Origin of the sequence: Qipengyuania zhejiangensis, assembly GCF_035607565.1 — a bacterium.
Classification (GTDB): Bacteria; Pseudomonadota; Alphaproteobacteria; order Sphingomonadales; family Sphingomonadaceae; genus Qipengyuania; species Qipengyuania zhejiangensis.
Genome location: NZ_JAYKGO010000001.1, coordinates 1,059,556 through 1,084,527, shown reverse-complemented (window position 1 = coordinate 1,084,527; position 24,972 = coordinate 1,059,556). Strand labels below are relative to the sequence as shown.

General features: G+C 61.0%; 27 protein-coding genes. 11 read left to right on the top strand and 16 right to left on the bottom strand.

The window, feature by feature from the left end:
- Window position 1: 1 nt before the first annotated feature.
- Both VR863_RS05205 and dusB read right to left on the bottom strand, forming a co-directional pair.
- Entirely contained in the window at window positions 2-1,069 is a 1,068-nt protein-coding gene (locus VR863_RS05205; RefSeq protein WP_324827369.1) for a two-component system sensor histidine kinase NtrB, read from the bottom strand.
- Entirely contained in the window at window positions 1,066-2,085 is a 1,020-nt protein-coding gene (gene dusB, locus VR863_RS05200; protein WP_324827368.1) for a tRNA dihydrouridine synthase DusB, read from the bottom strand. Before dusB ends, VR863_RS05205 begins: the two co-directional genes overlap by 4 nt.
- An 81-nt stretch (window positions 2,086-2,166) precedes the next feature.
- Here dusB and VR863_RS05195 point away from each other — a divergent pair, with 81 nt between their 5' ends.
- Window positions 2,167-3,309, top strand: coding sequence for a bifunctional 2-C-methyl-D-erythritol 4-phosphate cytidylyltransferase/2-C-methyl-D-erythritol 2,4-cyclodiphosphate synthase (locus tag VR863_RS05195; protein ID WP_324827367.1), 1,143 nt, complete (start codon window positions 2,167-2,169; stop codon window positions 3,307-3,309).
- 10 nt (window positions 3,310-3,319) lie between these two features.
- On the top strand, window positions 3,320-3,823 hold the full coding sequence (locus VR863_RS05190) for a CinA family protein (protein WP_324827366.1): 504 nt from the start codon (window positions 3,320-3,322) through the stop codon (window positions 3,821-3,823).
- On the opposite strand, the gene VR863_RS05185 is transcribed toward VR863_RS05190, so the two are convergent.
- Both VR863_RS05185 and lipA read right to left on the bottom strand, forming a co-directional pair.
- Window positions 3,784-4,242: a type II toxin-antitoxin system RatA family toxin gene (locus VR863_RS05185; protein ID WP_324827365.1), complete on the bottom strand. Its 459-nt coding sequence runs from the start codon at window positions 4,240-4,242 to the stop codon at window positions 3,784-3,786. The genes VR863_RS05190 and VR863_RS05185 overlap by 40 nt on opposite strands.
- Window positions 4,242-5,177, bottom strand: a complete 936-nt coding sequence (gene lipA, locus VR863_RS05180; protein WP_324827573.1) for a lipoyl synthase — start codon at window positions 5,175-5,177, stop codon at window positions 4,242-4,244. The genes VR863_RS05185 and lipA overlap by 1 nt, the downstream gene beginning before the upstream one ends.
- 97 nt (window positions 5,178-5,274) lie before the next feature.
- Here lipA and VR863_RS05175 point away from each other — a divergent pair, with 97 nt between their 5' ends.
- The 4 genes from VR863_RS05175 to VR863_RS05160 are packed head-to-tail and all read left to right on the top strand — an operon-like array spanning window position 5,275 to window position 7,971.
- A complete protein-coding gene (locus tag VR863_RS05175; RefSeq protein ID WP_324827364.1) occupies window positions 5,275-6,258 on the top strand; it encodes a sodium-dependent bicarbonate transport family permease in 984 nt (327 codons plus the stop codon).
- The gene (locus VR863_RS05170) at window positions 6,255-6,563 is read left to right on the top strand and encodes a P-II family nitrogen regulator (RefSeq protein ID WP_324827363.1); all 309 of its coding nucleotides are present in this window, start codon (window positions 6,255-6,257) and stop codon (window positions 6,561-6,563) included. Before VR863_RS05175 ends, VR863_RS05170 begins: the two co-directional genes overlap by 4 nt.
- Entirely contained in the window at window positions 6,563-7,204 is a 642-nt protein-coding gene (locus VR863_RS05165) for a carbonic anhydrase (protein ID WP_324827362.1), read from the top strand. The genes VR863_RS05170 and VR863_RS05165 overlap by 1 nt, the downstream gene beginning before the upstream one ends.
- Before the next feature lie 41 nt (window positions 7,205-7,245).
- Window positions 7,246-7,971, top strand: a complete 726-nt coding sequence (locus VR863_RS05160) for an NYN domain-containing protein (RefSeq protein ID WP_324827361.1) — start codon at window positions 7,246-7,248, stop codon at window positions 7,969-7,971.
- Window positions 7,972-8,053: 82 nt separating this feature from the next.
- On the opposite strand, the gene VR863_RS05155 is transcribed toward VR863_RS05160, so the two are convergent.
- Window positions 8,054-9,343, bottom strand: a complete 1,290-nt coding sequence (locus tag VR863_RS05155) for a hypothetical protein (protein ID WP_324827360.1) — start codon at window positions 9,341-9,343, stop codon at window positions 8,054-8,056.
- Between the two features lie 299 nt (window positions 9,344-9,642).
- Here VR863_RS05155 and gyrA point away from each other — a divergent pair, with 299 nt between their 5' ends.
- Both gyrA and VR863_RS05145 read left to right on the top strand, forming a co-directional pair.
- The gene (gyrA, locus tag VR863_RS05150; RefSeq protein ID WP_324827359.1) at window positions 9,643-12,474 is read left to right on the top strand and encodes a DNA gyrase subunit A; all 2,832 of its coding nucleotides are present in this window, start codon (window positions 9,643-9,645) and stop codon (window positions 12,472-12,474) included.
- 11 nt (window positions 12,475-12,485) lie between these two features.
- Window positions 12,486-13,328 carry a TauD/TfdA dioxygenase family protein gene (locus VR863_RS05145; protein WP_324827358.1) on the top strand — a complete coding sequence of 281 codons (843 nt, stop codon included), beginning with the start codon at window positions 12,486-12,488 and terminating at the stop codon, window positions 13,326-13,328.
- Here VR863_RS05145 and VR863_RS05140 read toward each other — a convergent pair.
- Window positions 13,325-13,987, bottom strand: a complete 663-nt coding sequence (locus VR863_RS05140) for a lysoplasmalogenase family protein (protein ID WP_324827357.1) — start codon at window positions 13,985-13,987, stop codon at window positions 13,325-13,327. The two genes, VR863_RS05145 and VR863_RS05140, sit on opposite strands and share 4 nt — an antisense overlap.
- Before the next feature lie 53 nt (window positions 13,988-14,040).
- Here VR863_RS05140 and trmFO point away from each other — a divergent pair, with 53 nt between their 5' ends.
- Complete coding sequence (gene trmFO, locus VR863_RS05135) at window positions 14,041-15,408, top strand: methylenetetrahydrofolate--tRNA-(uracil(54)-C(5))-methyltransferase (FADH(2)-oxidizing) TrmFO (protein ID WP_324827356.1); 1,368 nt, start codon at window positions 14,041-14,043, stop codon at window positions 15,406-15,408.
- On the opposite strand, the gene VR863_RS05130 is transcribed toward trmFO, so the two are convergent.
- From VR863_RS05130 to VR863_RS05085, 10 genes are all read right to left on the bottom strand, one after another.
- Window positions 15,405-15,863 (bottom strand): EF-hand domain-containing protein, encoded by a 459-nt coding sequence (locus VR863_RS05130; protein ID WP_324827355.1) that lies wholly within the window; start codon window positions 15,861-15,863, stop codon window positions 15,405-15,407. The two genes, trmFO and VR863_RS05130, sit on opposite strands and share 4 nt — an antisense overlap.
- Before the next feature lie 33 nt (window positions 15,864-15,896).
- Window positions 15,897-16,571 carry a squalene/phytoene synthase family protein gene (locus VR863_RS05125; protein ID WP_324827354.1) on the bottom strand — a complete coding sequence of 225 codons (675 nt, stop codon included), beginning with the start codon at window positions 16,569-16,571 and terminating at the stop codon, window positions 15,897-15,899.
- A 21-nt stretch (window positions 16,572-16,592) separates the two neighbouring features.
- Complete coding sequence (locus VR863_RS05120; protein ID WP_324827353.1) at window positions 16,593-16,997, bottom strand: TadE/TadG family type IV pilus assembly protein; 405 nt, start codon at window positions 16,995-16,997, stop codon at window positions 16,593-16,595.
- The gene (locus VR863_RS05115) at window positions 16,994-17,449 is read right to left on the bottom strand and encodes a TadE/TadG family type IV pilus assembly protein (RefSeq protein ID WP_324827352.1); all 456 of its coding nucleotides are present in this window, start codon (window positions 17,447-17,449) and stop codon (window positions 16,994-16,996) included. The genes VR863_RS05120 and VR863_RS05115 overlap by 4 nt, the downstream gene beginning before the upstream one ends.
- Window positions 17,446-18,693 carry a Tad domain-containing protein gene (locus VR863_RS05110; RefSeq protein ID WP_324827351.1) on the bottom strand — a complete coding sequence of 416 codons (1,248 nt, stop codon included), beginning with the start codon at window positions 18,691-18,693 and terminating at the stop codon, window positions 17,446-17,448. The genes VR863_RS05115 and VR863_RS05110 overlap by 4 nt, the downstream gene beginning before the upstream one ends.
- A gap of 302 nt (window positions 18,694-18,995) precedes the next feature.
- On the bottom strand, window positions 18,996-20,372 hold the full coding sequence (locus VR863_RS05105; protein ID WP_324827350.1) for a pyruvate dehydrogenase complex E1 component subunit beta: 1,377 nt from the start codon (window positions 20,370-20,372) through the stop codon (window positions 18,996-18,998).
- 3 nt (window positions 20,373-20,375) lie between these two features.
- Complete coding sequence (pdhA, locus tag VR863_RS05100; protein ID WP_324827349.1) at window positions 20,376-21,452, bottom strand: pyruvate dehydrogenase (acetyl-transferring) E1 component subunit alpha; 1,077 nt, start codon at window positions 21,450-21,452, stop codon at window positions 20,376-20,378.
- Between the two features lie 130 nt (window positions 21,453-21,582).
- Complete coding sequence (locus VR863_RS05095) at window positions 21,583-21,897, bottom strand: FtsB family cell division protein (protein WP_324827348.1); 315 nt, start codon at window positions 21,895-21,897, stop codon at window positions 21,583-21,585.
- A gap of 78 nt (window positions 21,898-21,975) precedes the next feature.
- A complete protein-coding gene (locus VR863_RS05090) occupies window positions 21,976-22,611 on the bottom strand; it encodes a carboxymuconolactone decarboxylase family protein (RefSeq protein WP_324827347.1) in 636 nt (211 codons plus the stop codon).
- Window positions 22,611-23,132, bottom strand: a complete 522-nt coding sequence (locus tag VR863_RS05085) for a VOC family protein (RefSeq protein WP_324827346.1) — start codon at window positions 23,130-23,132, stop codon at window positions 22,611-22,613. The genes VR863_RS05090 and VR863_RS05085 overlap by 1 nt, the downstream gene beginning before the upstream one ends.
- A gap of 151 nt (window positions 23,133-23,283) precedes the next feature.
- Here VR863_RS05085 and hppD point away from each other — a divergent pair, with 151 nt between their 5' ends.
- Together hppD and VR863_RS05075 are read left to right on the top strand one after the other, a co-directional pair.
- Window positions 23,284-24,387, top strand: a complete 1,104-nt coding sequence (gene hppD / locus VR863_RS05080) for a 4-hydroxyphenylpyruvate dioxygenase (RefSeq protein ID WP_324827345.1) — start codon at window positions 23,284-23,286, stop codon at window positions 24,385-24,387.
- Window positions 24,384-24,956 carry a VOC family protein gene (locus tag VR863_RS05075; RefSeq protein ID WP_324827344.1) on the top strand — a complete coding sequence of 191 codons (573 nt, stop codon included), beginning with the start codon at window positions 24,384-24,386 and terminating at the stop codon, window positions 24,954-24,956. The genes hppD and VR863_RS05075 overlap by 4 nt, the downstream gene beginning before the upstream one ends.
- The last annotated feature ends 16 nt before the right edge of the window (window positions 24,957-24,972 follow it).

Here is a 24,972-nt window from a genome sequence, read left to right as displayed (position 1 = left end):
CTTACTCCTTACCCGCCACGGCGAGATTCATGCGAAAATGCGTCAATCCTGCACGTTCGTCCCGTTCGTGCGCGATGCGCCCCCCCATGTCGCGGACAAGCTTGCGCACCAGTGCCAAGCCCAAACCCTGCCCCTGCGGTTTGCTGGTCACGAATGGCTCGAAGACATGATCGCGCAGTGCGGGGTCGATTCCGGCACCAGCGTCGGTAACGGTGATCTCGATCGGAAGCCTCGTGGCCTTGCCAAGGCGGATGGCGTTGAAAACCAGTCCGCTGACAAAGCGGGTACGAACAGAAACTTGCGGGGCATCAAGATGGGCGCTGGCATCGCAGGCGTTGGCTATCAGGTTGATGAGCACCTGCTCCAACGCGCCCTGATCGGCGGAGACGGGCGGCAGCGAAGGATCGAATTCCTCGATCAGTTCGCACCCTTCCCCGCGACCGGCCCGAACGGTTGCCATGGCGTTGCGAATGGCTTCGTGCAGGTTGCACGGTCCGGTGACGGCAATCGGCTTGCTGCCAAGTTGCTGCATCCGGTCGATCAGGCTGGCGATACGGTCGACTTCGGAAGAGATCATGCGCGCCAGCGGCTTGTCCTTGCCGTCGACCCGGCGCGCCAGGAGCTGGCTCGCCCCGCGGATGGCAGAAAGGGGGTTCTTGATCTCATGCGCAAGAATTGCCGGTGCGCGCAGTTCCACCCGCCCCTCTTCATCGTCGGGAAGTTCGGGCTGGCCCGCGTCCGACATCGTCACCACGCGCCAGCCAGTGTGTCCGTGGAGCGGCGACGACGTAAGGTTCACCCTGCGGTCGCGGTGCGGGGTCCCGAGGACGAGCCCTCGAGCAATCAGCTGGGTATCACCCCGATTCAACGTTTCTTCGACACGTTGATCGTCGAGTCTCACTGCTTCGAGGAGTTTCTGCCCGACCAGGCGTGGGCCGCTGCGCCCCAGCATTTCTTCGGCGGCGCTGTTCACTTCCGCTATGCGACCTTCGGGATCGATCAGGACGACCGCAAAGATCAGGCCGGCAATTTGCGCGTTGGCATCGGGCGCGCCGGACGGGTTCGTCACGCGGCGCGGCGCCGAAGGAAGGGTTCATAAAATCGTTCCAATTCACCAAGAACTTCAACCGGATCATCGATGAAATTAACGTGGTTTCGAAACTCTGCCGAACCGTGCATGCCCTTCGTGTACCAGCCAAGGTGCTTGCGGGCGATCTTCGTCCCCACGTCCGGGGTATAATGTTCCAGCATGGCGTTGTAATGCTCGACAACGAGGGAATACTGTTCGTCGAAGTCCGGGCTTTCAAGCACCTCTCCGGTCGTCCACCAATGCATCACCTGACCAAGCAGCCACGGTTTGCCATAGGCCCCGCGCCCGATCATCAAGCCATCGGCGCCCGATTGCTCGAGAGCGCTGGCGGCATCCTCGATCCCGCAAATGTCGCCATTGACGATCACCGGGATCGAGACGGCGTCCTTCACCTTGCGCACGAACGCCCAGTCGGCGCTGCCCTTGTACATCTGATTACGGGTTCGACCGTGGACGGTGATCATTTTCACGCCCAGATCCTCGGCGATCTTCGCCAGCTCCGGGGCGTTCAGATCGGCGTGGTCCCAGCCCATCCGCATCTTGACCGTGACGGGCACCCCAACGGCTTTCACCGTGGCTTCCATCAAGCGGGTTGCCAGCGGCACTTCGCGCATGAGTGCGGAACCGGCCAGCTGCCCCACCACCTTGCGGACCGGGCAACCGAAATTGATGTCGATGATCGCCGCGCCGTTGTCTTCCTGCAGCTTGGCAGCTTCGCCCATGCTGTAAGGATCACAGCCAACCAATTGCATTGAAACGGGTTCTTCGATCGGGTCCCATGCCGCCTTCTGAATGCTCTGCCGCGTCTCACGGATTGCGGCTTCGCTTGCAATCATCTCGGTCACGTTGAGGCCCGAGCCATAGCGGCGCACAAGCGAACGGAACGGCTTGTCGGTAACGCCCGTCATCGGCGCCAGGACGACCGGCGTGGCGATGGACACGCCGCCAACGTCGATGGGCTTTGGCGGTACCGAAGGAAGGGGGTGCGATGACATGGTCTGGGTTTACTGCCTAAATATTGGGCAGGCACATAGTGCGTTGCAGCATAAACGGCAAGCGGCTAGCGCGCGGAGCGTATGAACGACACAGTCACCCTTCCCCCATTCGCTGCCGTCGTCGTGGCCGCCGGCAAGGGGCTTCGCGCCGGACAGCCCCTGCCCAAGCAGTTCGCGATCTGGCGCGGCAAGCCGGTCGTTCGCCATTCGGTCGAGGCCTTGCTCGGCGCAGGCGCGACGCAGGTTGCGGTCGTCATTCCGCCAGGCAGCGACGCCGAGGCGGAACAGGCACTGAAGGGGTTGCCGCGCATCGCGTTTGTCGCGGGCGGCGCTACCCGGCAACAGTCGGTGTTGGCGGGACTGAAAGCCATTCGATCAGCGGACCGCGTGCTCATCCACGATGCGGCCCGCCCCAGCCTTGCGCGCGATGTCATCGACCGTTTGCTCGGCGCGCTGGACGAATTTCCCGGAGCAATTCCGGTGCTGCCCGTCGTCGATAGCCTCGCTCTGGACGACGACGGCATCATGGCCGGTAGCGCAGACAGGCAAAGCCTGAGGCGGGTTCAAACGCCGCAGGCTTTCCGGTTTGCAGAGATCATGGCCGCCCACCGCGCCTGGACGGGCGATGCCAGCGCAGGAGACGACGCCCAGGTCCTCCGGGCCGCGGGCGGAGCCGTGGCGCTTGTTTCCGGTGACGAGAAGCTCACAAAGCTAACATTTGCGGAGGATTTCATGCCTGACCTGCCCCCGGTGCGCACCGGAATCGGTTTCGACGTGCACAGGCTTGCCGCTGGCGAAGAACTGTGGCTCGCAGGGGTGCGGATCGATCACGACAAGGGTCTGGCAGGCCATAGCGATGCCGACGTGGCAATCCACGCGCTGGTCGACGCCCTGCTCGGCGCGATCGGTGATGGGGATATCGGAACCCATTTCCCGCCTTCCGATCCCCAATGGAAGGGCGCCAGCAGCGACCAGTTTCTGGCCCATGCAGCCAGGTTGGTGGCACATGCCGGGTATGCGATCGGCAATATCGACCTGACCATTATCTGCGAAGCGCCAAAGATCGGACCCCACCGCCCCGCCATGCGCGAGCGGCTGGCCGGACTGCTGGGCGTTGACACCGACCGTGTAAGCGTGAAGGCGACTACGACCGAACGGCTGGGCTTCACTGGCCGCGGTGAAGGTATCGCCGCACAGGCGGTGGCCACGCTGGTCCGTAATTGACGGAGGAATAATGGAGTACGAAACGCTCCTGCCAACCGAAATCGGCGATCTCGCGCTCCGCGTTGTCGAAGAAAACGCTGCGGCAGGCCGGACGGTCGTGCTGGCGGAAAGCTGCACCGGTGGACTGGTTGCGGCCGCCCTGACCGAAATTCCGGGATCGTCAGCCGTCCTCGATCGGGGGTTCGTGACCTATTCGAACGAGGCCAAGCTCGAAAGCCTGGATGTTCCGCTGGAAATTATCGAGACGTTCGGTGCCGTTTCCATCGCGTGCGCCTGGGCCATGGCCAAGGGCGCACTGGATCATAGCAATGCGGACGTCGCCGTTGCGATCAGCGGGGTCGCTGGTCCAGGTGGCGGAACCGATCTGAAACCGGTTGGAACCGTTGTTTTCGCGCGCGTCGTGCGCGGCCACGAAGGCGAACCGGAAGGCGAAATGAAAAAGTTCGAGCCTGGCAGCCGCGCCGATATCCGGCGTCAGGCCACGCTGTGCGCGCTGGAACTGCTGCTGCCGTAGAGATCGTCCGCGCGTTTCTCGAAAGCACCGACCATCTTGCGAAAAGCGCGGTCGAAATATTGCCCCGCAAGCGCTTCGAATATGGCGCTTCGGAAAGCGAAATCGACGCAGAAATCAACCTCGCAGCCACCCTCGACGGCTGTGAAACGCCAATTGTTGTCGAGATCCTTCAACGGGCCATCGACATAGAAAACCTCGATATGGTTCGGCCGCTGCTTTTCGACGCGCGACGTGAACTTTTCGCGGATGGCCTTGAAGCCGACGAGCATGTCCGCCGTCATTTCGGTATCGCTGTCCGAACGAATGCGTGTCGCGATAACCCACGGCAGGAACTTGGGATAATTTGCCACATCGGCGACCAGATCGAACATCTGCTCGCACGTATACGGCATGAACCGCGTTTCCCTGATGCCCGGCATCAGCGCGCCTGTTTTGCGAGTTTCGCCTCGCGCGCAGCCCGCATCTCGGCGAAATCATCGCCCGCGTGATAGCTCGAACGGGTCAACGGGCTTGATGCGACCTGCAGGAAACCCTTGGCCCGGCCAATTGCGCCGTAGGCCGCAAAAGCCTTTGGCGTCACGAATTCCTCGACGTTTGCGTGCTTCGGCGTGGGTTGCAGGTACTGGCCCATGGTGATGAAGTCGATGTCGGCTGAACGCATGTCGTCCATGACCTGGTGCACTTCCAGCCTGGCTTCACCCAGGCCCAGCATGATGCCCGACTTTGTGAAGATCAGCGGATTGTGGGCCTTCACCTCTTCCAGCAGACGCAGCGAAGCATAGTAGCGTGCACCGGGACGGATCGTGGGATAAAGCCGCGGCACCGTTTCCAGATTGTGGTTGAAGACGTCCGGTCCGGCTTCGCAAATCTCGGCAACCGACTGCTTCATGCGGCCTTTGAAATCGGGCGTGAGGATTTCGATGGTCGTGTTGGGAGTTTCGCGGCGAAGAGCGTTGATCACCTTCACGAACTGACCGGCACCGCGATCGGGCAGATCGTCCCGGTCGACACTGGTGATAACGATATGCTCCAGCCCCATCGCGGCGGCAGCAGCAGCCGTATGCTCAGGCTCGAGCGGGTCGACCGGCATCGGCATGCCCGTCTTGATATTGCAGAACCGGCAGGCGCGCGTGCATGTATCGCCAAGGATCATCACGGTCGCGTGCTTCTTCGTCCAGCATTCCCCGATGTTCGGGCACGCCGCTTCCTCGCAGACCGTGTGCAGGTTCAGCTCGCGCATGAGCTTGCGCGTCTCGTGATACCCCTTGCTCACCGGAGCCTTCACCCGAATCCAGTCGGGTTTACGCTGTCTGAGCGGGCGGTCGGCGGCGGGTGTGGATGATAGATCGTTCATGACGCGGCTCATCTAGGGCTCCTCCCCCCCACGAGCAAGCGGGATAGCAATTCACGTCCTATTGCCTGTCCCAAAAGCCAACGCTAGGGCGCGCCCTATGGATAGTATGGCGCTTCAGACCTTCACCTCGCCGGTTGTGCTGTTCTTCCTGTTGGGACTTCTGGCCGCATTCGCCCGGTCCGACCTCGCCATTCCCGAAGCCCTTGCGAAAGGCATGTCGCTTTACCTGATGGCTGCCATCGGGCTGAAGGGCGGGGTCGCGGTTTCCAAATCCGGTTTCGATGCAACTGTCGCCGCAGCTCTTGGAGCGGGTATCGCGGCCGGATTTCTCATACCGATCGTGGCGTTCTGGCTGCTTCGCGGTTTTGGCAGGCTTGATCGGATCAACGCAGGCGCGGTCGCGGCTCATTACGGCTCGATCAGCGTCGTGACCTTTGTGACCGCCGTTGAAATCCTGGAGTTTCAGGGCAATCCCGCTGGCGGATACATGGTTGCTGTCATGGCCACGATGGAAAGCCCGGCGATCCTTGCCGGCCTGCTGCTTGCCCGCGGTTTCGGCGGGCAGGATGGTCAGGGACTGAAATCCATGCTGCACGAGGTGTTCTTCAACTCCTCGGTCGTCCTCCTGCTCGGCGCCTTTGCCATCGGATTGCTGGGGGGCGAGGCAGGCTTTGCCGACGTCAGCCCGTTTTTCGAAGCCGGCTTCAAAGGTGTGCTTTGCCTTTTTCTGCTCGATATGGGGTTGATTGCTGCGCGCCGCATCATGGATTCGCGCGCGGTAACCTGGCGGCTGGCTACGATTGCGATCATCCTGCCGCTGGTGAACGGGTTTGCGGGCGTGGCGCTGGGAACGTTCGTCGGGCTTGATGCCGGATCGTCCGCCGCGCTCGGCGTTTTGTGCGCCAGCGCCAGCTATATTGCCGCACCGGCGGCAATGCGCCTCGCCTTGCCCGAAGCCGACCCTGGCATCTATCTCACCATGTCCCTCAGCATCACCTTCCCATTCAACGTGCTCGTCAATATCGGGCTGATCAGCGCTTTCGCCAGCATGATTGCCCCCGGCGCAGGGGTACTGCCATGATTGAAACCGTCGTCCGCAAACGGATCGAAATCCTTGCCGATGCGGCCTTGGCCCGCAAGGTCACCGATGCCATCGACAAGGCCGGTATCACCGGCTGGACGATCACCCCGGTCCAGGCCGGGAAAGGACGTGATGGCCGCTGGCGCGAAGAACGCGTCCTGGGCACCGACAAGGTTCTGATCCTGACAATCGCATCGCAGGACAATGCAATGGCACTGGCCGCAGATATCGCCCCGATCCTGAACAGCCACCGCCTGTTGCTGTCGATGTGGGATGTCGAAGTCATAAGAGGTGAGAAGTTCTGATGCCCGAATTTGCTCATCTTCTCGAAGGATATCGCCGGTTTCGCGACGATGGCTATCCGCAACAACGCGAACGCTATGACCATCTCGTTGCCGAAGGTCAGGACCCCAAGGTCATGATCATCGGCTGTTCCGACAGCCGCGTGGACCCGGCGCAGATATTCGATGTCGATCCCGGCCAGATATTCGTGGTTCGCAACGTCGCTGCGCTCGTTCCCCCGTTCGAGACGACACCCGGCCTGCACGGCGTCTCAGCCGCGCTGGAATTCGCGGTGCAGTTCCTGAAGGTGCGCCAGATCGTGGTCATGGGGCATGGCATGTGTGGCGGGTGCAAGGCAGCATTGACCAGGGATCTGCACGGCACCGCTCCGGGTGAAGGCGGCTTCATCGCGAACTGGATCCACATGCTCGACGATGTGCGGCATCCGATCGCGGACGCGCTGGGAACCGAGAGCCGCGAAGCAGAACGGGCGATGGAACTGGCCGCGGTTGGTGTCAGCCTCGCGAATCTGCGGACATTCCCCTGCGTTCGCGAAAAGGAAGCGACGGGTGAACTGACGCTTCGCGGTGCGTTTTTCGCCATTTCGGAAGGCGTGCTCTATCTTCGGGACGATGAAACCGGACAGTTCATCCCTGCCGATTAAAGCCTTGATAGGACGCGGCAACAGGCTCATCTCTGGCGCCTATGGCTGAAACCACCCTACGAAACATCGCCCTCCTGATCGATTCCGATAACGCCAGCCCTGCCGGCATCGACCCGGTGCTGACCGTCCTCGCCGAACTGGGCCAGGTCAACATTCGCCGCGCCTACGGGAACTGGCGCAAGACCAGCCTCAAGGGGTGGGTCGATCTGATGCACCGTTATGGAATCGAGCCCCAGCAGCAATTCGACCTGACCAAGGGCAAGAACGCCACCGACATGAAAATGACGATCGACGCGATGGACTTGCTGTATCGCGGGCGTGTTCACGGCTTCGGCATCATGTCTTCGGACAGCGATTTCATGCCACTCGCCATGCGGATCAGGCAGGATGGCGTGCCGGTTTACGGGTTTGGCGGGGCGAAGACGCCCGAAGCGTTCCGGCAGGCCTGCACACGGTTCATCGATGTGAACGCCTTGATCAAGGCAGAAAAGGACGCGCACAGCAATGGCGGTGCCGCTGCCGCATCCAAATCCAGTATCCTGGATCAGGAACTGCTCGATCTCCTGTTCGATGCCTACAATGCGAGCCGACGCGACGAAAAAGGCTATGCAAAGCTTTCCGAGGTCGGACAGCGGGCGGGCAACCGATCCAGTTTCGACACCCGCAATTATGGCTTTGCACGGTTGATCGACCTGATCGAAGCGGTGCCGAATTTCGCGCTTGAACGGCGCGGCGATGGGCAGGTGTTCGTCAAACGCCTGCGCTGATATTTTGCACTCTGCCAAACGCAAAAAGGGCGCGAACTTCGTGTGAAGTCCGCGCCCTTTCGCATTTCAGTTCAGGCTGGAATTACATTCCGCTCGAAGCCTTCTGCGCGGTGTAGATCCCCCACAGGTTGGCAATAGCCTGGCGGGCACCCTCGACCTTGTTGAAAGTCGCTTGCGCTTCGGTAAACTTGCCCTGGTCGAACTGGGCGATGCCCAGGCGTGTAAGCACCATCGGGGTGTTCGCGCCGGCCGTGCTCGCGGCCTTGCCGTAGAACTCTTCGGCTTCAGCCGGACGACCAAGGCTCAGCAGCGCATCGCCTGCGGCCATCACGGTGGCAATCGACGCACCGGAAGCACGCGCATCGCGCATCAGGTTGGTCATGTCCGCCTTGTCCGCTGCGACGCGTTCGGCCGCCTGGCGGCGCGTATCGGTCACGTACGGATCGTTCTTGGGAAGAAGCCCACGAGCGAGACCTTCATCGATAACCGAGACGACTTCGCCCGGAAGGCGGCGGTAATCGGCTGCGTCGACATATTCCATGTAGAGGCGGTCGTCCCGCAGCGTACCGGCACGGCGGCCGAGGCGCAGCAGATCGAGGATTTCCGGGTTCTGATACCCGCCGGTGTTCAGCATGATGGCAACCGCGTCACCCCAGCTCTGTTCGCCCGGAAATTCCGAGACGTACAGAGTGGCGTAGCGCTGGGCTTCCGCCTTCATCTGGCCATTGTACGCAACGGCCAGACCGCGCTTGATCCAGTTTTCGTCAACCGGCTGGCCGGCTGCCTTGCGTCCATCGATTACACCGCTGAGATAGGCCAGTCCTTCGCTGGTCTTTTCTTCGGCGAAGTAACTTTCGGCGATATAGGTTTCGGGCGTATTCTCGGTGTAGCCAGCGGTCAGCGCTGCCTGCAGGAGTGTGCGCGCCTTCGGGTAGTTCTTCTGGTTGTAGGCAATCTGCCCGGCCTGGAAATTGTAGAGGCCGACCTGCTCGGGTGCGACCTTGCCGCTTGCGAGCATCATTTCGAGGCCTTGCGCTGCAAGACCGAGGTCGTTTGCCTTCTGGCTGATGTTCACCAGAACGCCGCCCGCAGCAAAGCGGTCGTCATCGGTTTCCACTGCAGCCACAACCGCCGGGATGGCCGCCTTCATGGCGGCGAGATCGGGGGTTTCCGCAGCAAGCAGGGCCTGAAGCGGGCCGTAGGCCGCGATGAAAGCCTTGGAGTAGCTGGGCTTGGCTGCCTTGGACTTCTTCTGCGCGAAAGCAGGGCTTTCGAGCGCTGCGCCGCCAAGGACGACACCGGTCGCAAGCGCGAGGCCGAGGGCAAGTGTGGATGCCGTGCCGTTGACACGTGCGAAGCGAGTGAAAATCATTCGAAAACTCCCAAGAGTGGATAGGGGCCTGAGCGCGCGGGGCGCCGAATTTATGGTCTCGTGTGGCATTGCCGCGTGTGCGCTCTCATTGCAAATTGTTCTAGGCTCGGGGTGCTGAACGGCCATTGAATGCCCCCTGCGGCATGCGTTCAGGCTTAGTATTCGCCCGAAAGCACCCATATGTGGAAAAAGCGCACGAATGTGGCTTGTGGTTCCCGCCTTTGGTGGCGCTCCTGTCCGGCATGGACTAGGGTCGGGCCTCGCATAACATAAGCAATTTGAAACACGGAAAACCGGTTTTGGCAGACGATATCGACCTTCTGGATTCCCCCGCCCCGGGCGGCGAAGAATACGCCCGCATCGACATCGTCGATGAGATGAAAACCAGCTATCTCGATTACGCGATGAGCGTGATCGTCAGCCGCGCGCTCCCCGACGTGCGCGACGGGTTGAAGCCGGTCCATCGCCGTATTCTGTTCGCCAGCCAGGAAGGCGGTTTCGTCGCTGGCCGGGCCTACCGCAAGAGCGCGAAGATCGTCGGTGACGTGATGGGTAACTATCACCCGCACGGCGATGCGGCGATCTACGATGCGCTCGCCCGCATGACCCAGGACTGGTCGATGCGCGTTCCGCTGGTCGACGGTCAGGGTAACTTCGGTTCGATGGACCCCGATCCGCCGGCCTCAATGCGTTACACCGAAGCACGTCTGGCCCGGGTGGCCAACGCGCTGCTCGACGATCTCGACAAGGACACCGTCGATTTCGCGGACAATTACGATGGATCGCGCCGCGAGCCGACGGTACTTCCCGCCCGTTACCCCAACCTGCTGGTCAATGGTGCCGGCGGGATCGCGGTGGGCATGGCGACCAACATTCCGCCGCACAATCTGGGCGAAGTGATCGACGGCTGCTTTGCCTACATGGACAATCCCGCCATCACGAGCGAGGAATTGTTCGAGATCATTCCCGGTCCCGATTTCCCGACCGCTCCGCTGATCCTCGGCAAGTCCGGTGCCCGTTCGGCCTATACCACGGGCCGCGGTTCGATCCTGATGCGCGCGCGCCATGAATTCGAGGAAAAGCGCGGCGATCGCCGGTCGATCGTGTTGACGTCGATCCCCTATCAGGTCGGCAAGAACTCGCTGGTCGAAAAGATCGCCGAAGCCGCCAAGGAAAAGCGGATCGAAGGTGTTTCCGACATCCGCGACGAAAGCTCGCGCGAAGGTATGCGCGTGGTCGTGGACCTGAAACGCGACGCTTCGCCAGAAGTCGTGCTCAACCAGATCTGGCGCTACACGCCCGCACAGGCCAGTTTCCCGGCCAACATGCTGGCAATCCGCGGCGGCCGCCCCGAAACGCTGACGCTGCGCGAGTTTATCCAGGCGTTCATCACCTTCCGCGAGGAAGTGATAACGCGCCGCACCAAGTTCGAATTGAACAAGGCGCGGGAACGCGCGCACATCTTGCTCGGCCTCGTGGTCGCGGTTTCGAATCTCGACGAAGTCGTCGCGATGATCCGCAGCGCCCCCAACCCGGCAGAGGCGCGCTCGCGCTTGCTGACCAAGGATTGGCCGATCGGCAACATCGCGCAATACATCGCCCTGGTCGAAGCGATCGAACCGACCGCCGAACAGGACGGCGGCACATACCGCCTTTCCGAGCGCCAGGTTAAGGCCATCCTCGATCTCCGCCTGCATCGCCTGACGGCGCTTGGACGCGACGAGATCGGCGACGAGCTGAAAGAGCTTTCGCTGGCGATCGAGGAATTCCTCTCGATCCTGGCCGATCGTGTGAAGCTGTACGGCGTCATGCGCAAAGAACTGGAAGAAATCCGGGCAAATTACGCCACACCGCGTGTCTCCGAAATCGCGCCCGCATGGGACGGTCTGGAAGACGAAGACCTGATCGAACACGAAGAGATGGTCGTCACCGTAACCCACGGCGGCTACATCAAGCGCACCCCGCTCGCCACGTTCCGTGCCCAGGCCCGCGGCGGCAAGGGCCGCAGCGGAATGGCGACGAAGGACGAAGACGCGGTTGTCGAACTGTTCGTAACTTCTACCCATAACCCAGTTCTTTTCTTCACAAACACAGGTCGTGTTTACCGGATGAAGGTGTGGAAGCTGCCCGAAGGTAGCCCACAGACCAAGGGCCGCCCGATGGTGAACCTGTTGCCGCTCGGCACGGACGAGCGTGTAACGAATGTGCTTTCCTTGCCCGAAGACGAAAGCGAATGGAGCGCGCTCAACATCGTGTTCGCTACCGAACAGGGCATGGTCCGCCGCAATTCGATGGACGCTTTCACCAACGTCCCGTCCAATGGCAAATACGCCATGGGCTTCGTGGAAGGCAGTGGCGACCGGCTGATCGGCGTCGAACTGCTGTCGGAAGGCCAGGAAATTTTCCTCGCCTCGAACGCCGGCAAGGCTATCCGTTTTGCCGCAACCGATGCGCGCGAAACGAAGAGCCGCACCGGGATTGGCGTGCGCGGCATGAAACTGAAGGACGATCAGAAGGTTGTCTCGATGGCCGCACTCGATGCGGGCGAATGGGATACCGAACAACGCGACGCGTATCTCAAGGCCGCAAAGTGGAAGGACAACGACGCCGAACCGACGCTCGATGCGGAAACGCTCGAGAAGATGGCCGAACGCGAGGAGTTCGTCCTCACCATTACCGCCAACGGCTATGGCAAGATCTCCTCTGCCTATGAATACCGCACGATCGGTCGTGGCGGCCAGGGCCTGACCAATATCGGAACGCCCGAAAGCAATCCCGATCGGAACGGGCCGGTGGTTGCCAGCTTCCCGGTACGTCACGGGTCCCAGTTGATGCTGGTGACCGATCAGGCCAAGCTCATCCGCTTGCCGATCGACTTCCGGCACATGCTCGAAGGCGAAGATCCGGGCGGCTTCCGCATCATTGGCCGAACGTCCGCCGGTGTCCGCATCTTCAACGTCGCCAAAGGCGAACACGTCGTCGGCGCAGCCTTGATCGACGAAACGGAAGAACCGGAAAACGAAGCGGAAGAGGCCGTCGTGGAAGAAATGATCGGCCGTGACGGCGCCGAAACCGAACCTTACACGACACCCCATTCCGACAAGAATATCGAAGGCGAACCCGGCGGCTAAGGAAATCCGATGTGACCCTGCAAATCGAGATTAGTGGACAGGCGTGCGGCGCGCGCGTGACGGGGCTCGATCTTGCGGGGGAACTGACGCCGCAACTCGTGCAGGAAATTCGCCGGGCCTGGCTTGGGCACAAGGTACTCGCCTTTCCCGGCCAACGGCTTGATGACGATGCCTTGGAACGGTTTACAATCGCCATGGGCGGTTTTGGCGAAGACCCGTTCTTTGCGCCTATCGAAGGCCGCAAGAACATCGCGGCGATCCTGCGGGAGGAAAACGAGACATCGCCCCTGTTCGCTGAAAACTGGCACAGCGACTGGAGCTTCCTTGCACGCCCCCCTGCCGGAACATGCCTTTTGGCGATCGACATTCCGCCGACCGGTGGGGACACCTTGTTCGCGAACCAGGCAGCGGCCTTTGCAGCGTTGCCGGATGACCGCAAAGACCAACTGCGGCAACTGACAGCCATTCACAGCGCCAAACTCGCTTACGCCCCCGAAGGAACCTATGGGGAGAAAGATGCAGGAAGATCGATGGCGATCCGGCCCGATCCCTCGGCGCGCAACACGTTCCTGCACCCGTTGGTCAAACCACACCCCGAAACCGGGGAGGAATGCCTCTTCTCCACGCTGGGCTACATCGTGGGGATCGAGGGAATGGAGGTCACCGAAGCCTTCGCCCTCCTGTCCGACCTTGCCGAATGGCAATCGCGGGACGAGTTCGTATACCGCCACCGTTGGGAGCCGGAGATGCTGGTGATGTGGGACAACCGTGCCGTGCTGCACAAGGCTACGGGTGGATACGAAGGTCACCGGCGCGAACTGCACAGAACGACTATTGCGGCCTGGGCAGGTTAGTTCCTGCCGTGGTGCATCCGCAGCGTCTGAATAACGCCGGTCGCAATCAGGAACTGCGCGCCATAGTATAGCGGCCATATCAGCCAACCTGTCACCTGATCCGGCAGGATCGCCACTTCCCGCGCGAAAATGAGCAGATCGCTGACAACGAACAGCACAGCCCCCACGCCAACGCGATAACGTGGGAAACGGCTGATCCAGGCGGCAGCCGCCATTGCGCCGACGAAAGCGGAATAAACTGTCGCGACCTGCCAGTTTTCGGACGGGTAGGTCATCAACCAAGCTATTCCGGGGGTAAGAAGCAGCAAGGCACCGGCAGCGGCTCGCTGGCTCCCGCTGGTCGAACCACGCCGATTGCGCAGATACAGGGTGATCGCCACGATATGTGCCAGTGCGAACAGACCGCCGCCGAAAAGCAGGCTTATCTCCAGCACCATGTCGGCCGCAGCGCACAGCGCCATCGCCAGTGCGATCAACGCTGCATCGAGGCCCCTGCCGCGAAACGCCGCGTACAATGCCAGGAAGCCAACGCCCAATCCCTTCCAGATCATTAGCCAGATGCCGCCAATGGGATCGTCCATGACGAAGAAGTAGCTGACACCTGCAATCAGGCTGGCAAGCAACAGGGGACGGTGGTTGATCAGGGCGCGACGTGGCATCTGCGCACGCTAGGCCTTGTCGAATGCCACGTGCAAGCACTAGGTGGCGCGCAATGACCCACGATATTCACATCATAGGCGGCGGGCTGGCCGGCAGCGAGGCTGCATGGCAACTGGCGCGCCGCGGTTTCAAGGTCCGCCTTTCGGAAATGCGCGGCGGCGGCGACATGACACCAGCCCACCAGACCGATGGTCTTGCCGAACTCGTTTGCTCCAACAGCTTCCGCTCGGACGATGACGAAAAGAACGCCGTGGGGCTGCTGCACCATGAAATGCGCCGTCTCGACAGCTTGATCATGCAAGCGGGTGAAACCGCTCGCGTGCCTGCAGGTTCGGCCATGGCGGTGGATCGCGATGTCTTTTCGGCGCAAGTTCAACGCACGCTTGAAGATCATCCGAATATCACGGTCGTTCGCGAACGCATCGACACGCTTCCTGAATCCGGGGCGACCATTGTGGCTACCGGCCCCCTGACGGCGCAGGCGCTTGCCGAAAGCATCGTTTCGGCCACCGGTCAGGATCGGCTGGCATTTTTCGATGCCATCGCGCCGATCGTCCATCGCGACAGTATCGACATGGATATCTGCTGGATCCAGTCGCGCTGGGACAAGAAGACGGCGGCTTCGAACGAGGAAGGCGATTACATCAATTGCCCCATGACGAAGGACCAGTACCTGGCCTTCCACCAGGGCTTGATGGACGGCGAAAAGACCGAATTTCGCGAGTGGGAGAAAGACACCCCCTATTTCGATGGCTGCATGCCGATCGAAGTAATGGCGGCACGCGGGGTCGAAACGTTGCGATACGGCCCGATGAAGCCCGTCGGACTGGACAATCCGCGCGATACGACCCCCGAATTTCCGCAGGGACGCTGGCCATACGCCGTGGTCCAGCTGCGCCAGGACAACAAGCTGGGCACCCTGTGGAACATGGTCGGCTTCCAGACGAAGCTGAAGTACGCCGCGCAGGTTGAACTCTTCCGGACCATTCCCGGCCTCGAGAACGCCGAATTTGCCCGGCTGGGCGGATTGCACCGCAACACGTTCCTCAATTCACCAGCGGTCCTGGACCGCCAGTTGCGGCTCAGGAATGCCGAACACATCCGGTTCGCCGGACAGGTCACGGGCTGCGAAGGTTATGTCGAAAGTTCGGCAATCGGTCTGATGGCGGGGATGATGGCCGCCGCCGAACTATCGGGCAGGCAATGGACCCCTCCCCCGCGCACAACCGCTTTTGGCGCACTGCTATCCCACATCACGGGCGATGCGGATGCTGCCACCTATCAGCCCATGAACGTTAATTTCGGCCTTTTCCCGCCGTTGCACGATGTGAAGAAAAAACAACGCAAGGAAGCGTACACAGGCCGGGCGAAAGCGGATTTCACAGACTGGCTGGCCGCCGTGGAATGCGTCCCCGCCTAACAGGCGCACGCTCTCTTTCTCACCGGCTTGGGTGCGGTTACCGCGAATTCTCCGGGGGTAAGCTGGTTGTCCTTGTCGGTGTCGGCCCCCTCGAACTTGGTCACGGTCGCGACCGCCCATTCCTCGAAGTCGAGCAGGTTGTTGCCATCCTTGTCGAGCTTGCGAAACGCATCGCTCCGGGTCGACAGCATCTCGGTGCGGCTGATACGCCAATCGCGATTGCGATCATAGCGGAAGAACCGGCGCTGCTCCTTGCTCAGTTCGCTGGCCTCGGGCGGGGCGGGACCGACCATACTGCCCGGATCGGATTCAGGGATTGCCGGCAGTGCGGGGGCCGAGGTCTGGGCAACAGGCGGAGGAGCGGCCTGTTCGACCTGCGCCCTGCCCTGCCACCAGAACAGGCCCAGTCCGGCCAAAGCCAGCGTACAGATAGAGCCAAGAACGGCGCCGCGCATATTCGTTTCCTCCAATGATGTGAGGAGTTTAGCCTAACGCCCGAAAATTCCTACCCGAAATGCCGTCAACGCTGCACCGCGGTCACCGAGCAGGGGCGCTCCGCCGAGCGCAAGCGAGCGGCGCGCGAGGGAACCGAGGATTGCCAGCGGGCGCAGTTTCCTTGGCAGAACCAACGCAGCTTGCGCCAAGGTCTCGGCATGGCTGAGCACAAGGGCTTTCTCGTCAGGGTCGGAGATGTTCGAAGCTAGGTCGCCTAGCGCCCAAACCCGGGCGGCCTGACGGATCGCATTGGTCCGGGCGCCTTGCCGGGCAAGTCCGGCAAGCCCGCTCCACGCCGCTTCACGACCTTCGGCGAAGCGGAAAATCGTGGCGTCATCCAAATCGTCGGCTACCAGCAGCGCCTCCCATCCGTCCGCAAGAGGGGCGAGGGATACGCGCGACGGTCCCCACGTAGCGCTGATTGCTTCCAGCAAAGGGTTGCCCTTCGGCATGGTTTCCAGGGGTTCGGTCAGCCGGTCACGCCACCACGCCAGGCGCACCTGTCCCAGCATCGGCTCGCTCGTCGTTGCGAGGATGGAGGCAAACTGCCGATCGAGCGCGAGCATGGTGCGGACCGCGCCGCGAAGCTCGGCAGGGGCGTGGGCAATGGCCACACGCACCTCGGGCGGCGCGTCGTCATCTGAAATAAGCAGCTCGGCATCGGCCATAGCGCAGGGCTATGGATGAGATTATGCCTGGACGAAAGCCCTGCGGGTGGAGCGCACCGGTATCGTGCCCAGGTCGACGAATATCAGGTTGATCCGGTAACCGCCGGTCCCGGTGAGATCGACATAATCGCGGCCGTCGGTGGAGGTCCCGTGAGCGACCTGCAACTGCGCCGTGCCGAACGTCTTTGCCGTGAGCAGCGAATTTTCGAAGTTCGTCGCCAATTGCGCATCGTCGGGTATCGGCCACAGCATCGCGCTGCGCGCCGTTTCATCAATCGCGGTGGCTACCGAGTTCTTGAAGAACAGGTAGATACCGAAATTCATGCAGCCCAGGATCAACGTGAGCGCAATCGGGATTGCCAGGCTGAATTCCACGGCTGCGGCGCCTTTACGGTCCCGCGCGAGATGGCGAAATAGTTTGATCATAGCGTCCTCAGCGTGACCGATCCGGTATGCGTGAACGTTTTCACGTAGTCTGCATAACCCTTGATATTCAGCAACGGCGTGTAGTCCTTCTGGACGGAAATCTTCATGTATTTCGTCGCCGTGCTACCGCTGTTTAAACATGCCGGAAGCGCGGTCTTGGTGCCGTCGCACTCGATCCATTCGGTTACGGTGATCTTGCCCACATCAAGCCCACTTGCTTCCTGAACCCGCAACTTCACTTGCGCGGCCAGCGGCACGTTTTCCATTTCCGACATCACATAGTCGGCACCGACCTGGGCATATTGCTGCACTTCGAGCTTGTGCACGAAGCCCAGCGCAACATCCACGCCAGCCAGGGCCATGGTCAGCAGGATCGGCGTTGCAAGCGCGAGTTCGACCGTCGCGTTGCCACGGTCTTCGCGCTTCAGGCGGTTGAGGATCGAAATGGTCATTGGCGCATCCTCAGAAAATGTTCGCCGGAATACGACACAACGCCGCGCCCGGACGGGCAGGTGTTGGCCACATTCGTGCTGCCGGTGAAGGTGACATACAGCGCCACGATCTGGAGGCAATCGGTGGTCATGCCGCTGTTCCCGCTGAACGCGACTTCGGTGCTCGGCGCGTAGATCGCTCCATCGAATTCGGAATTGCTATCACCGGTGATGAACAGACGGGTGTTGTTGGAATACGGTGTGCGGCTGTCCTGATGCATCAGGATACCGGCGTAAGGACCTGACGACGGAGAGGTAATCTGTATGTTCGACGTACCTTGCGCGCCGAAAGTACCAATCTTCGATGCATTGAACGGCGACGCGGTGTTGGTGAAAACCAGCGTGACTTCGTCGCCCTTGACTGTCGCGTTGCCCCCCACGCTCATGCCCTTTTCGCCCAGATAGTAGGTTCCCGGAAGAAGCGTGAGCTTCGCGTTGGCCTGAACCTGGATGCCGCGATAGCAGCCCGGCGAGAGCGTGTTTCCGGCGCCCGAAATCAGCGGCCAGTTGTTACACACCATGTTGGGATCGGTTATCGTCCCCGCATATGGATCGGTTTCCGCGACGACGCCGTTGTTGATCGCGGTGCTTTCGGTGATGTTGTTGCCTTCGTTGACCATGCCGACCGCGGAAAGCGCGCCGGCGTTGATGCTGCCCGTGGCCGTTGCAGCGAAATTGGAATTCGATTGCAGGCCGCAGTTCATGTTCACCGTGGCAGCGCCGGTTATCGACAGCGCGTTCCCGCTGGACGACAGGGCAATCACGCAGTTGGCAACTTCGCTCGAAGCCTCGGCAATCGCTTCGACCTGCACCGTCGGAGTAGTGGCGAGAAACAGGCTCGAGAACGGGAGCTTCTGCTTCGTCGACAGGACAACGCGAACCATGCTTTTGTCGCCGGCGAAGGTGCCGGATGTCGGCGGGGTTTCGATCGCGACAACGGTATAGCTGTGCTGCGTGTTGTAGCCGAGGACCTTGTTCACGGCCGCGGTCACATCGGTGCCGTTCTTGAGCGCCTGCGCCCCGGAGATAGCAGCAGAATCGGCGGCGCTGCGAAGATCGCGCTTCCAGCTGATCCACTGCGCCGCATCGACGGCGAGGCCCAGAGTCCCGACGAGCGGGAGCATCGAAAGACCCATCAGAGTGAGTACGTTGCCTTCGCGGTTACCGCGCAAGTCCGCTAGAAGGCGCTTCACATTGCTGAACATTAGAGGGTTCCTTGAACTTGGCTCAGGATGCCTAATGCCAGCAACGCGTGTGAATGCCGTAAACCGTCATGGTTAAAAGCAAGTAAATAAGAGGGCACCAATCGACCCCCTTACGCTTGTAATTCCGTATGTTAGCGGCATCGCCCGTTGCGTTAATCTATCGCGCACTCACAAGTTTCGGGAACTTCAGGCTCGATGGCCGCAACACCAGGCGCCTGCGAAGGGATCACCCGCGCAGGCACCATTGCAGTGGTGTCGGATTTAACCCCCAACCCTCGGTCGCGGCGGGCCGATCACCGGGTTCAGTCGCGGTAGCAGACCTTCCTGGCGGCTTCCACGATGCGAGGCGTGTCGATCAGCGCCAGCTTTTCGAGGTTGGCCGCGTAGGGCAACGGCACATCCTCGTCGCACACGCGCATCACCGGGGCATCGAGATGATCGAAGCCTTCTTCCATGCAGATTGCGATAATCTCGGATGCGATCGAACAGGTCGGCCAACCCTCTTCCGCGATAACCAGGCGATTGGTCTTCGCGAGCGAGGTCAGGATGGCGTCCTTGTCCAACGGGCGCAGCGTTCGCAGATCGATGACTTCGGCTTCGATGCCTTCGCCCGCAAGCTCTGCGGCGGCTTCCAGCGCCAGCCCGACCGCGATCGAGTACGAGACGATCGTGACGTCTGTGCCTTCGCGCATGATACGCGCCTTGCCGATCGGCAGCACGTAATCGTCGATGTCTGGCACGTCATAGGTGCGACCGTACACCAGTTCGTTTTCCAGGAAGACCACCGGATCCTCGCACCGGATGGCGGCCTTCATCAGGCCCTTGGCATCGGCCGCATCATAGGGCGCGATCACGATCAGTCCGGGAACGCTCGCGTACCAGGGGCCGTAATTCTGGCTGTGCTGGGCGCCGACACGGCTTGCCGCGCCATTGGGCCCGCGGAACACGACCGGACAACGCATCTGGCCACCCGACATGTAATTCGTCTTGGCGGCCGAATTGATGATGTGATCGATCGCCTGCATCGCGAAGTTGAACGTCATGAACTCGACGATCGGGCGAAGTCCGCCCATCGCCGCGCCCGTGCCGATACCAGCGAACCCGTATTCGGTGATCGGCGTATCGATCACGCGCTTGGGTCCGAATTCGTCGAGCAAGCCCTGCGTGACCTTGTAGGCACCCTGATACTGGGCAACCTCTTCACCCATCACGAACACGCGTTCGTCGCGCCGCATCTCTTCGGCCATCGCATCGCGCAAGGCTTCGCGAACCGTCGTCTTGGTAAATCCGGTGCCTTCGGGAACGTCAGGGTCCTTCACATCGACCTTGCGCGCCGGTTTGGTAATCTGCGCCTCTGAAGGTTCGCGGCCTACATCTTTTCCTTCGCCAGGAACGTCAGCAAGCGGTTCGGGGGCCTGAGCAGCGGAGGCATCTTCACCCTCGCCCGCGATCATGGCGATCACGGTGCCGACCTTCACCCCTTCGGTGCCTTCAGCGACCATGATCTTGCCCAGGGTGCCTTCATCGACAGCCTCGAATTCCATCGTCGCCTTATCGGTCTCGATCTCGGCAAGGATATCGCCGGCGACAATGGCATCGCCTTCGGCCTTGAGCCACTTGGCCAGCGTGCCTTCTTCCATGGTGGGAGACAAAGCGGGCATCTTGAGTTCAATTGCCATGGCTCAATACTCCTCCACCAGAACATCGGTGTAGAGTTCAGAAGCCGCAGGTTCGGGCGAGCTTTCCGCGAAATCGGCCGCCGCGCTCACGATCTTGCGAATGTCTTTGTCGATGGCTTTCAATTCATCCTCGCTGGACCCGTTTTCGATCAGCAGCTTCTTCAGCCCTTCGATCGGATCCTTGTGCTCGCGCACGTCCTGCACCTCTTCGCGCGTGCGATATTTGGCCGGGTCGGACATGGAATGCCCGCGGTAACGATAGGTGTTGCACTCCATAAGCACCGGGCCCTTGCCCGCACGAACGTGTGCGAAGGCGATTTCGGCCGCCTGGCGCACTTCCAGAACGTCCATGCCGTTCACTTCCATCCCGGGGATGCGGAAAGCGGTGCCGCGGCGGTGGAATTCGGTTTCGGCCGAACTGCGGCCTACCGCGGTTCCCATCGCATACTGGTTGTTTTCCACCACGAACACGATCGGCAGCTTCCACAGCGCCGCCATGTTCATCGTTTCGTAAACCTGGCCCTGGTTCGCCGCGCCATCGCCGAAATAGGCAAGGCACAGGCCGCCATCGCCGTTGTACTGGTGCGCGAGCGCCAGTCCGCCGCCAAGCGAGACCTGAGCACCCACGATACCGTGGCCGCCGTAGAACTTATGCTCGGTACTGAACATGTGCATCGAGCCGCCCTTCCCCTTGGAAATCCCGGCCTCACGGCCCGTCAGTTCGGCCATGATGACATTGGGATCGATCCCGTAGGCGAGCATGTGACCATGATCGCGATAGCCGGTGATGACGCTGTCCAGCCCTTCGCTCAAAGCGGACTGGAGGCCGACCGCGACCGCTTCCTGGCCGATGTAGAGGTGACAGAAGCCACCGATCAGGCCGAGGCCATAGAGCTGCCCTGCCCGCTCCTCGAACCGACGGATCAGCAGCATCTGCTCGTAAAAGTGGAGCATCTGTTCCTTGCTCGCATCGAAGCGGCGCGTCTTTTCGAGAGTTTCCTGCAGCGAATGAAGGGCGAAATCCTTGCCGTCGGCAGAGGTTTCTACTGCGGGTTTCTTGCTCCGGGGGGCTTTTGCCAAGACTTGTGTCCTTAGTTCTTCCGGGGAGGAATGTGCTCGCGCCTATAGGCACAGCCGCGCGCGCCGCGCAACGGGGTGCGCGCGAGTGCATACGAAAACCCTTACGGAAATGCGGCGCTTGAGCGCGGAATCAATCTTCGAGCTTGATGACAACTTCGTCCGGGTGGACGACGTTGAGCTGGCTGCGAAGCAGTTCGCCAACCATGTCGGGATCGGCGTTTTTCGGATCGAGCAGAGCGACCCTGTTGGCCAGCGCATCCCGCTGCGCTTCGATTTCGGCAAGCTGCGCCTGACGCTTGTCCAGCAGGCGCAGGTTTTCGCTCCACGCCAGGAGCCCGGACGGCCCGGCAATCGCGATCCCGCCCATTGCAAGCAGGCAGGCCAGTGCCGCGTGCTGCGTGGCCTTTGCCTTGTGAATCGCTGTGAATGGGCCCCTGCGTCGCATGGTCGTTAAGAATCATAACTAAGGGCGCCGCGCAAGTATTATCGCCGCGATGCGAAGCGAATTTCGGGCCGAGTGTTATCAACGCCCCGTGTCGAGGAAGTCCGTCGCTGTGAAATCTGCGGGCGCGGCGATTTCCACGATGGGATCGTCACGATTGTCGAACTCTGTCTTCAGGGCCCTGCTCATCACTGCGTGCATATCGTAGAGGCAGGTGATGTAGGTCAGCTCGAGAATTTCCTCGTCGCTGAACCGGGCCTTCAGCTTTTCGAACAAGGCATCGGGAACCCGTCCCCGGTGGGTGACCAACCGGTCGGCGTAGGCGAGGACCAGCCGTTCTCTTGCATCGAAGCAGTCGGCGGTTTGCCAGCAGGGCACCGCCGCGATCTTCTCCTCGCTCACGCCAAGCCCGCGAAGGCTTTTGCAATGCTGCGAAAACACGAACTGGCTGCCCACCGCGTAACCCGCCCAGGTCTGGGCCAGTTCGCGCAGGACTGGATCGATTTTCCTGTCGGCGCTGCGGTAATATCCGAAGCCCTGTGCCGCGTGTTTCAGGGTGTCTGGCGAATTGGCGAAAACGGTCCACCAGTCGCCCGGCGTACCGGTTGCCGTGCCGGGCTCCTCGACCGGATCGCGATCGCCGAACAGCATCCGGTAAAGCGGCTTTGCTACCGTGTCGTCAGCCTCGGCGAACGGCACTTCGCGCAGGCGGGGCATCAGGCGTCCACCGTGGCGGGTTCGTGCCGCACGTCCTCGGATGTGAACTGTTTTGTGAAGGCGGCAAATTCCATCATGATGCCGTTTGGATCGGTGAAGTAAACCGACCGCACGAACACCCCGTCGTGCATATCCTGAGCCACGCCCATCTTGCTGTCATCGTGATTGACCACCGCATGGGTGTGCGGAACGCCCGCGTCCTGAAGGTTTGCCAGCGCTATCTCCAGGTCTCCTTCGTCCATGTCGAACGCGAAGTGGTTCATCGAGCCAACGGCCGTTTTCGCTTCGTAAGGGAAGCTTTTTACCGACGCGATTCCCGGCGCTGCCGGTGGCGCATCCTTCCACCAGAAGAACGCCAGCGAAGCCCCGCCCCCGCAATCGAAGAAGAAATGCTGCCCCCCGTCGGGCAATTCCACCGTCTTGATCAAAGGCATACCCAGCACGTCGCGGTAGAACTCGACCGTTTCCTTCATGTCACGGCACACAAGTGCGACATGATTGATACCCTTGATCTTGAACATGGCTCTCTCCCTTGGTCCGGGAAGATGCCAAGCATTCCCTGCCTAAGCAATCGCTACGAACGGTCGCCTGCGCCTCCAGATTTCTTGACATGGCGGACGTAAAAGCGTAACTAGTTTCTATTGAAACCAAATTAGCGGACAGAGGATTGCAATGCCCGATCTCTTCGAAAACCCCATTGGCCTCGACGGCTTCGAATTCGTCGAATTCTGCGCGCCCGAAAAAGGCGTCATCGAGCCGGTTTTCAAGTCGATGGGCTTTACCCATGTTGCAACCCACCGATCGAAGGATGTGGATCTGTGGCGCCAGGGCCAGATCAACCTCATCCTCAATTACGAACCCAAGAGCGCCGCGTGGTTCTTCGCCCGCGAACATGGCCCCTCGGCGTGCGGCATGGGCTTTCGCGTTCGTGACGCCCGCAAGGCGTATGACGAGCTGCTTGCCCGCGGCGCGGAACCGGTCGCGGTCCAGACCGGACCGATGGAACTGCATATCCCGGCAATCCGCGGAATCGGCGGCGCAATCGTCTACCTGATCGATCGTTACGCGAGCGAAAAGGGCGAAGGCCTGTCGATCTACGACATCGATTTCGAATATCTGCCGGGCGTCGAACGCAATCCCGTAGGTGCGGGCTTCAATGTGATCGATCACCTTACCCACAACGTCTACAACGGCCGCATGAAGTACTGGGCGGATTATTACGAAACGCTGTTCAACTTCCGCGAGATTCGCTTCTTCGACATCAAGGGTGAATACACCGGCCTGACTTCCAAGGCGCTGACGGCGCCCGACGGAAAGATCCGCATCCCGCTCAACGAAGAAGGCGAAGGCGGCAAGGGCCAGATCGAAGAGTTTCTGCGCGAATTCAACGGCGAGGGGATTCAGCACATCGCGCTGATCTGCGATGACCTGGTGAAGTGCTGGGACAATCTGAAGGAACTTGGCGTTCCGTTCATGACGGCCCCGCCGGAAACCTATTACGAAATGCTGCCCGACCGGCTTCCGGATCATGGCGAACCCGTCGACCAGCTCAAGATGCGTGGCATCCTCCTCGATGGAACCACCGAAGGCGGACAGCCGCGGCTGCTGTTGCAGATTTTCGCGCAAGCGCAGGTCGGGCCCGTGTTCTTCGAATTTATCCAGCGCAAGGGCGACGACGGTTTCGGTGAAGGCAACTTCAAGGCGCTTTTCGAAAGCATCGAGCGCGACCAGATCAAGCGCGGCGTGCTGGAAGTCCAGGGGGAGCCGGCCGAATGAGCGAGACAGCAAACCACCCCGTGAAGCTTGGGGGCGTTCATCACGCCGCCTATCGCTGCAAGGATGCCAAGGAAACGGTCGAATGGTACGGCAAGGTCCTGGGCATGGAATACACCACGGCATTTGCGGAAGATCACGTTCCATCGACCGGGGCCTACGACCCCTACATGCACGTGTTTCTCGATGCCGGTAACGGCAACATCCTCGCCTTTTTCGAACTGCCGAACCAACCCGATATGGGGCGGGACGAGAATACCCCGCAATGGGTCCAGCACCTGGCGTTTCGCGTCGGCTCCGAAGACGAATTGCTGGCAGCCAAGGCGCATGTTGAAAGCCTCGGGATCGACGTGCTCGGCCCGACGCACCACGGCATTTTCAAGTCGATCTATTTCTTCGATCCCAATGGCCACCGTGTCGAACTGGCCGCAGACATCGGAACCGACGAACAATACGCCGAATTGAAGCGTGTTGCGCCCATGATGCTCGACGAATGGAGCGCGACGAAGAAGGCCCCGCGCCATGCGGACTGGCTGCACGAACTCGCGCGCAAGGAACACGGGCATGGCTAATTTCCGCTAAGGATTG